This window comes from Moorena sp. SIO4G3, from assembly GCF_010692305.1.
In the GTDB taxonomy this organism is placed as follows: domain Bacteria; phylum Cyanobacteriota; class Cyanobacteriia; order Cyanobacteriales; family Coleofasciculaceae; genus Moorena; species Moorena producens_A.
In genome coordinates, this window is the sequence record NZ_JAAHIG010000385.1 from 1 (window position 1) to 8063 (window position 8063).

Sequence of the window (8063 nt, forward strand, 5' to 3'; positions counted from 1 at the left end):
GGAGTCTAAGGGGGTTGAACGAACAGATTGATTACCTAAGAAAGACTCTGATGTTGAAATAAAAGTATCCTGGCTTTCCTTTCTAGTTTGTGGCTGATTTGGGGAAATCTCGCTCAACTCTCTGTGTTGAGCAGATAAGAATTCTGAGTGCAATTGTTGTAGCGTTATCCAGGTTATTGGTCCAACAATACCATCCGCATTCAACCCTAGTGCTTGCTGGAATGTAGAGACAGCAGCAAAGGTATTGGAACCGTAGACACCATCCACTGGCTGTTGGTAGTATCCCAACTCTTGCAGTGTAGTTTGTAGTCTAGTCACAACTTCCCCTTGGCTACCCAAACGCAGTGTTGGGGGCAACTTTATCCCTTGTGAAGACTCTCCCTGGAGTGTTTTGAGATTACTGAATCGAGAGTCTTGAGCCAATGCGATCGCATCTGGAGCAGTGATGCGATTGGGGGGTTTCCCCAGCCGAGGGGATTGCTTGGGCTTCTGAGTGGGCGTGCAGATCATGCTTTTACTGTAGTCAAGACTAGCAGTGGCATTTTTGCAGTGGCTGTAGGCTAGCAGTAAGAGAGTAGAGGGGTCAGGCATATAGCGTTTGTATCTGGGTTGTAAACACAGTTCTTGCTTTAAAAGGCAAGATGCAAGAGGAATCCCCGCTAGCCCTTAATAAGGGGGGGAGGTAAGAGGGGAAAGAGATCGGGAGTTTTATTCGACAATAAAAAAAGACCTCCTAGGTTTACATCTGATCGAGAAACGCTATAGACAGCACTTGAGTCTAGTAAGCTTTGCTGAATTTATTTTGTGAACCCGGATATTTTGGTGAAGAGGTTTGTAAAGTTTTGTAAACTATGGTATAGGGAGCAGGGAGTAGGGAGTAGGGAGTAGGGAGTAGGGAGTAGGGAGTAGGTAATAAGGAAAAAATCTCTGTACCTCATAGCTATTAAAAACGCTATATAGCCATTTTCTCTCCCATGAGCTACAAAGCTATCCCCCTAAATCACCCTTAGAAAGGGGGAGTTTGAGGTTGATAAACGTACCTCATAAATTCAATAAACGCTATAATTAAATATTATTAATTATGAAAGTATATCCTTCAAAATTAAAAAAGCTTTTATTAGATATTTCAATATCTCATAGTCGAAGAAAAATCTTAACCCGTTCAACACCAAACCTAAAAAACCGATAATCACAACCCAAGATACGCGGTTAGGATTGCTTTTAGAGTCAGCAACTTTATCTTTAGCTTGATTATCTTGCACAGTGTTACTAACTTTGGAATCCTGATATAATATCTTATGAATAACCTCTTCTGGCTGGAGTGCATTCCAGGTTTTACGACGCATGCTCTCTTTGGTAGATATCAGCCTTGTCTTAAGCCAAGGTAGTTCAGTAAATTTTCGAATAATACGCTCAACTTGATCACAGGCTTGAGCAGTTCCACGACTTTCGAGTTGCCGTAAAATGTTATCTCTTAATCTAGCCACCTGATCCCTTGGACTCACGATATAAACTTCAAAATTACTATGAGCGGGATCTTCGTCATAGGGATATTGCCTAACCAGCCAGATATATAGATCAGCTAACTGTTTCTCATTAAGCTCAAGCTTTAACTCACCGGAAAACAACATATGGCGCTCAGCAACTGACTGAATCAACTCTCGTCCAAGATCAGGGCAAACGCATCTTATTTTGAAACGCCTACTGGATATGAGATTCATAAGATAAGTACTTTTGCTTATCAATTTTGAAATCTTTTCTGAGTAAGGCTTATAGAATTTAGATGCGTTTACCCTGCGTCCAAGATTTGGTTGTTGTTTAAGAATCGACCATATACTAGACCAACTGTCAGCAGTTTGGTAGTAGAATAGGAATGTTAAGGCAATGATCACTCTGTCACGTTCATCTTTCTTCAAAGCCAATGGCAATGAGCTCAATGTTTGGAGATAGTCTGTTTGGAGATATTCTATAGCTTCATTTTTAGCTTCATTCGATCCATGTTTTAGAATAATTTTTAACAGAGTCTCCATCCATTTAGGCTTTAGGGATTTATCTTGAGCCTTTTTTAAAATAAAATCACTTAGATGTTTATCCCAAAATTTTTCAACAAGTTTAATTATAAATATATAGTAATAATGCTCATTTTCTTTATCGATCAGGATATCCAAAGTTTCAAACACCTGCTCACGAGCCTTTGAGTAAACCATCCCTACTAACTCTAAACAGCTGTCAGAATTTTTTCTTGGAAAACAAGAAGCGAAAATGATGACAGGTGCCCAAATGCGCCATGTCTCAGATGGAATAGTTTCAAGAATATCTGGAGCTTTATCTAGAAGCAACACAAAAGCTTTGTAACCTGCAAATTCTGGTATATATATATCAATGTATAATGACTTATTAACAATCCAATCAGTAGTTATTTCTTTCTGATTTTTAATATACTTTTCAGCACCTTTAATAATCCTAGTGCCAATAATTTCATCAGCCTCTTTCCACTCTAGACTATTAGTTAAATCAAGTACAAGTTCAGGATTATAGTATCGGCTGTGTGGCTTAAGAGCCATTTCCATATTCAACTGCAACCAAGCTGATAAGTTACCATGTTCTAATTCATTCAATCTAAGCAGAACTCTCTCTCTAGGAGATGGTGCTAATAAGTTTTGTTGAGGACGGTGATTCCGAGCTTTTTTTGAAGCTTGTTGTCCCTGTTCACTATAATTAAAATAAGAACTAAATTGCTCAGAGAGCCATTTTTGATTAGCCCTATTACAATAACGTCCAATAATCGAATCAATCGATGCTGTATTATTTTGCTCAAATGTATCGTAGATTAACTGCGCACAATGTTTATGTAGTTTCTCCCATCGTGACCTAAGCACTTCATCTTGCATCCAATCCTGATCGTGATCAGCAAGCCTAGGTTTTAGGTAGATATCTCCTATTAAATCTAATCCAAAATCAGAGTCAACTTTTTCTAAATTAACTAGTATATTTCTGAATTTATTACTTTTGCCATATTTTTTGAGAAAATCCGATTTTAATCTTGGTTCCCTAAGCCATTTCTCTTTAAGCATTGGTAGAATTTTATAGCTTAGAAACCATGGGTAGGAATCACTAATCAACTTTATTTTATTGGGAGGAGTTAAGGCATCCAACAATTCATCATCTGTCAAATCATTAAACTGATCATTAGACAGTGCTTGTAGGCAAGAACCCTTAAGCCTGCCATACTCATCCTCTGGAAGGGGATTAAGGGCTAACGGCTTGAGTTTGAGTCTTGAATTCTCATCTCCAATCTCCCCAATAGCTTGAACAGCACTAATCCTAAGTTCAATGGTTTCAGCTGAATCAGTTGCTAACGTAACCAATTCATTTTGGAGTTCCTTCAGTTTACAGGCTTTAGCAATCTTAATAGCTGTATATCGTGCATCAATTGGCTGGCTATATGTCGTATTTTTAAAAAAGAAGGGAAGTCTGGAGATTTTATTAGAATTTTTGCCTAATTGTAAAAGTGAGATGCACCCACTTTGCTTACTTGCATCCACAATATATGGACGAAGTTGTTCCGCAAGCTTAGGATGTTTAAGTTTCTCGTATACGCGGTAGTTAATTAGTTTTTGATTTATTTTTCCTTGCTCATACTCCTTCAATAAATTTGAAACCACCCTTTCTCGAAAACTATCATATTCTCGCACACTATCATTACTATCATGTTTAGGTATATCGCTCAGAAGTAACACATCAGGATCAGTGCTAAGAATTACCTTACCTATCTCAGGTATCATGGTGGCTAACCATGCAGCAGTTTCATGGAGCTGAGGAATCAATTTATCCTCAGGGTTCTTAGATAACTGCTCAGGGTCCTTAGATAACTGCTCAGGGTCCTTAGATAAATAGAAAAGACTCTGGAATAAGGACACAGAGACATTATGTTCCTTCAAATACCATGCTGCTAGAAACTCAGCATAGGTCTGATGAGACCACCCAATCCGCTTTTCACCATGGGATGAAAACAAGGCAGTATCTAAAACCTCTTTGATAGCTGGTTCAGTGATATCAAAATTTTTGCTATTAGCAACTTCCTCCCTAATGCAAAGATCCTTAATTAGAACTAGCTCATCTTTATATGGAGCAGAATCTGCATATTTTCCATTACAAACAGCAACTCGATTGGCAAAAATTGTAACAGCCGCAATCCGAGCAGCAATGATCAGGCGCTGGTCTGGATCGAGATCATCCATAGCACCTGAGCCACTACGGCTAGAATTACTTTCTTCGCATAAACAGCGACAGCCGTCAAGATAAAGTTCATAAATACTATTATTTTCGAGAGACTGATAACGACGCCAATTGTTCAGAAGAAAGTTTAGGGTGATCGGCTTGATAGCTAGGGGATCAAGGTTCTTTCTAGACACTTCTTCTAAGAAAGCGTCTGGATCATTAATTTCGTTAGCTTCTGCTGCTTTAACAACATCTTTACGACGAAGTGGAACTAGCTGATATATTTTTATGGAATCTTCCCCAAAAAGTTCCTTGAGATCTGTCTCAAGATCAGATGGTAATACCGCTGAGCTACAAGCAATCCGAAGAATTAAACGGTTAACATGCTCTTTATAATCCTTAAGCTCATCAACTAAAATTTCTGCCAGTGAAATTTCTGCCAGTCTTTTTAGTCGTAAAAGGCATTTATCAAAACTATACAAAAATATGTGGAGCCGATGGCTGCCCGATTGCCACCTAGTAAATTTATCGCTTTTAAACAATTTCTGAGTTAGTTCATCTTTCGTCAAAACTGATCGAAGATTAAGTGACAGGATTTCATCGTCTGTATTTTCAAGCTCAGCAGTAAGCTTCTCTTCTTCCTCCTTCATGGCTTGAGTCTTGCCGATGCCTGGTTCACCGAGGAGTATTAAGCAGGGTATTTCAGAAATTTCTCTAAAGGTTACCAACTTAGGATTGGGATTGTAATTGTAACCCTTGACCGATTTAAGGTCTGGATCGGATAAGTAACCATCATAGTCTAAATAAAAGCGATCAGAGGGAGCACACCAAAATCGCTGCCAGTTATAAATCTGATTCGACATGCTGTAGGGTTTACAGAATACACAAGGCTTTTTCTATGATAACTAGAAAAATCTCTAGCAATCCGTGTAGCAATTGTGATAGTTTTTGTTCCGTACTCCCTATTCCCTATTCCCTTTTCTATACCTTACCCAATTAAAGTCCGCTACATTATATCATCTTATTTATAAAATAGCCTTTAACTGTGCCACTTTTCAAAGTGACCTAATTTCAAAACAGCTCCAAAATCTATCATGGTAGAAAATACTCTAGTGTGCAATCTCTACCATCCACATAAAAGACACACTTGTGCAATCGACACAAGACTAGACCAGGCTGCATTTAAACCAAAAACTGCATTCTACCAATCGTTTTTCTCAATACATTGGGAATTGTTAGAGCAATTCATAACAGTTATGCCAAAGGTATTTTCAGCAAACCACTGTAAGCTATCAGCTATCAGAGGTTGTCTGAGAAGTCTCATTTGCTACATTCAAGCCCCCTAAATCCCCCAATTTTGGGGGACTTTTAGCAACAAATTGATTCTTGTTCCCCCCAGAATTGGGGGGCTAGGGGGGCAAAATTCAGTATCAAAAAACTTTTCAGATATCCTCTCAGCTATCAGCTATCAGCTATCAGCCTATGCGCTACGTGCAATGGGGTTTTTCCCAGACTTTCAATTTTATTTTAAGCTGAACGCGCACGCGTGAGCTTTTAGCTGACCGCTGACCGCTGACCGCTGACCGCTGACCGCTGAGAGTTACCAATCAACAAAACGCGCTTCATCTAAAACAGGAAAACAAGTATGAAAATCGAAGCAGAAAACACAACTCGCGTTACCCTAGAAAATTACGAGGTTTTTGATAATAATAGTGCTTCAGGCTCTAAAGCAGTCAGAATCGAAGACATTGAAACCAACGGCATAATCAGAATTGACTGGACAGAAACTGATGGTGTTGCTGGCAAATACCATATCGGTATTGCTCACTTTGATGAAATAGATGGACAAGCCAAACTAACACTACGGGTCAACGGTACTGATGTTGACACCTATACTTTGGATAAAAACCTTGGTGGAGATGGACCCAACTCCGGTAACTATGTCGGTTTCACTGACTCTCTCAGCAATGGTGATCCTAATCCAAATCCTATCTTTAAAGATGTACAACTTGCTCCAGGCGATCGCATCGAAATTGTTGTAGAGGCAGATAGTCTTGATAATGAGACCTTCGAGTTAGGGCGAATTGACGCCATTGAATTTACCTCCGCTGAAGTGGATCTGTTCTGGCATAATTCTGAGACTGGCACCATGGGAGCTTGGCGGATGCATGGGGTAATGGGTACTGACCTAGATGAGGCAGTGACGATTCAAATGGAATCCGTTAACAGTGACTGGGAGATTCGTGCTGCTGGAGACTTCAACGGTGATAGCCACAAAGATATGGTTTGGCGCAATACTGCGAATGGAGACATTGGTATCTGGTTAATGAATGGTTCCCAGTTTCAAGAAGCAGTATCCATCGTCCCAGTCTCAGACCTTAACTGGAAAATCCATGGCACAGGAGATTTCAACCGTGATCAGCAAACCGATCTGCTGTGGCGTAATGACTCCACTGGGGAAAATGCAGTTTGGCTGATGAATGGCACTGAGCCGAATCGAGGAGTACTAATCCAATCAGAATTAGCCAACAGTAAATGGAAGATCCTTGGTGCCGGAGACTTTGATGGAGATAAAAACGCGGATGTTCTCTGGCTTGACACTGAAAACCAAAATGTTTACTACTGGCGCATGGCAGGTACAGATTACATAGAATCAGTGTTCGTTAATAATGCACCCCTTGACGACACCTGGAAATTTCAAGGAGTTATGGATTTTGACAAGAATGGTTACGATGACATTTTCTGGAGCAATACTGTTGATGGCAAGACAGGGATGTGGATGATGAATGAAAATGGTTACGACCGACCAGTAATCGCTGAGTCGGTAGATTTGAGCTGGGAAGGCCATGCCTGAAGTGACCTGTGTTGAGCGTTGATACTTTGTTGAGTCTAAACAAAAAGCGCTCAATCAAATTATGCGTTCGCGTAGCGTGGCCTACGGCCAATCGCACTTCTGAGTTGCTGCCGTTTACAATCAATTAGTGACACACCTTAGGGGCGCACCAGATGCGCCCCTAAGATTTATTTTTATTCTATAGCGTTAGTGATATAGGGTAAACCCAATGAAAATTGCGATCTTATCCCTAGATGCTACCTTGTATTCTACCCGACGCTTGAAGGATGCTGGGGACAAGCAGGGTCATGAAATGCGGGTGATTAACTATATGTGCTGTTACTTGAATATTACAGCTGACAAGCCAATGGTAATGTATCAGGGCAAACCCTTAGATGACTTTGATGCCATTATTCCCCGGATCGGCGCATCACAGACCTTCTATGGCACGGCCATTGTACGCCAGTTTGAATTGATGGGTGTAAAGAGTGCTATTCCAAATCAGGGAATTTCCCGCTCCCGTGATAAGCTACGGTCTCTTCAGATCCTTTCTGCTGAAGGTATTGGTTTGCCCGTAACTGGCTTTGCCTATTTAACCGAAGATATTGACCACTTAATCGAGATGGTAGGTGGTGCTCCTTTGGTGATTAAACTATTGGAGGGTAGCCAAGGTATTGGGGTAGTCCTCGCAGAAACCCATCAAGCTGCCAAGTCCGTCATTGAAGCCTTTCGCGGTTTACAAGCCAATATTTTAGTCCAAGAATTTATCAAAGAAGCAGGGGGTATGGATATTCGTTGTCTTGTGATTGATAGTAAGGTAGTGGCATCAATTAAGCGACAGGGACCAGAGGGGGAATTCCGCTCGAACCTACACCGAGGGGGAACAGCGGAAAAAATCCAGTTAACCCCTGAAGAGCTTACCACAGCAATTCGTGCTGCTAAAGCCATAGGATTACCCATAGCTGGGGTAGAGCCATTGTCGATTGTGTACTCGGCCCGGTCCGCTTCG

At 40.7% G+C, this 8063-nt stretch carries 5 protein-coding genes; 2 read left to right on the forward strand and 3 right to left on the reverse strand.

Annotation, left to right across the window (positions count from 1 at the left end):
- The 3 genes from F6J99_RS37355 to F6J99_RS37365 all read right to left on the reverse strand — a co-directional run.
- On the reverse strand, positions 1-591 hold a 591-nt coding region (locus F6J99_RS37355; protein WP_293120862.1), incomplete at its 3' end, for a peptidoglycan-binding domain-containing protein.
- A gap of 206 nt (positions 592-797) precedes the next feature.
- Positions 798-938: a hypothetical protein gene (locus F6J99_RS37360; protein WP_293120864.1), complete on the reverse strand. Its 141-nt coding sequence runs from the start codon at positions 936-938 to the stop codon at positions 798-800.
- Between the two features lie 141 nt (positions 939-1079).
- Positions 1080-5084, reverse strand: a complete 4005-nt coding sequence (locus F6J99_RS37365) for a hypothetical protein (protein WP_293120866.1) — start codon at positions 5082-5084, stop codon at positions 1080-1082.
- A gap of 782 nt (positions 5085-5866) precedes the next feature.
- On the opposite strand from F6J99_RS37365, the gene F6J99_RS37370 reads away from it, so the two are divergent.
- A complete protein-coding gene (locus F6J99_RS37370; RefSeq protein WP_293120868.1) occupies positions 5867-7075 on the forward strand; it encodes a VCBS repeat-containing protein in 1209 nt (402 codons plus the stop codon).
- A gap of 208 nt (positions 7076-7283) precedes the next feature.
- On the forward strand, positions 7284-8063 hold a 780-nt coding region (gene rimK / locus F6J99_RS37375; RefSeq protein ID WP_293120870.1), incomplete at its 3' end, for a 30S ribosomal protein S6--L-glutamate ligase.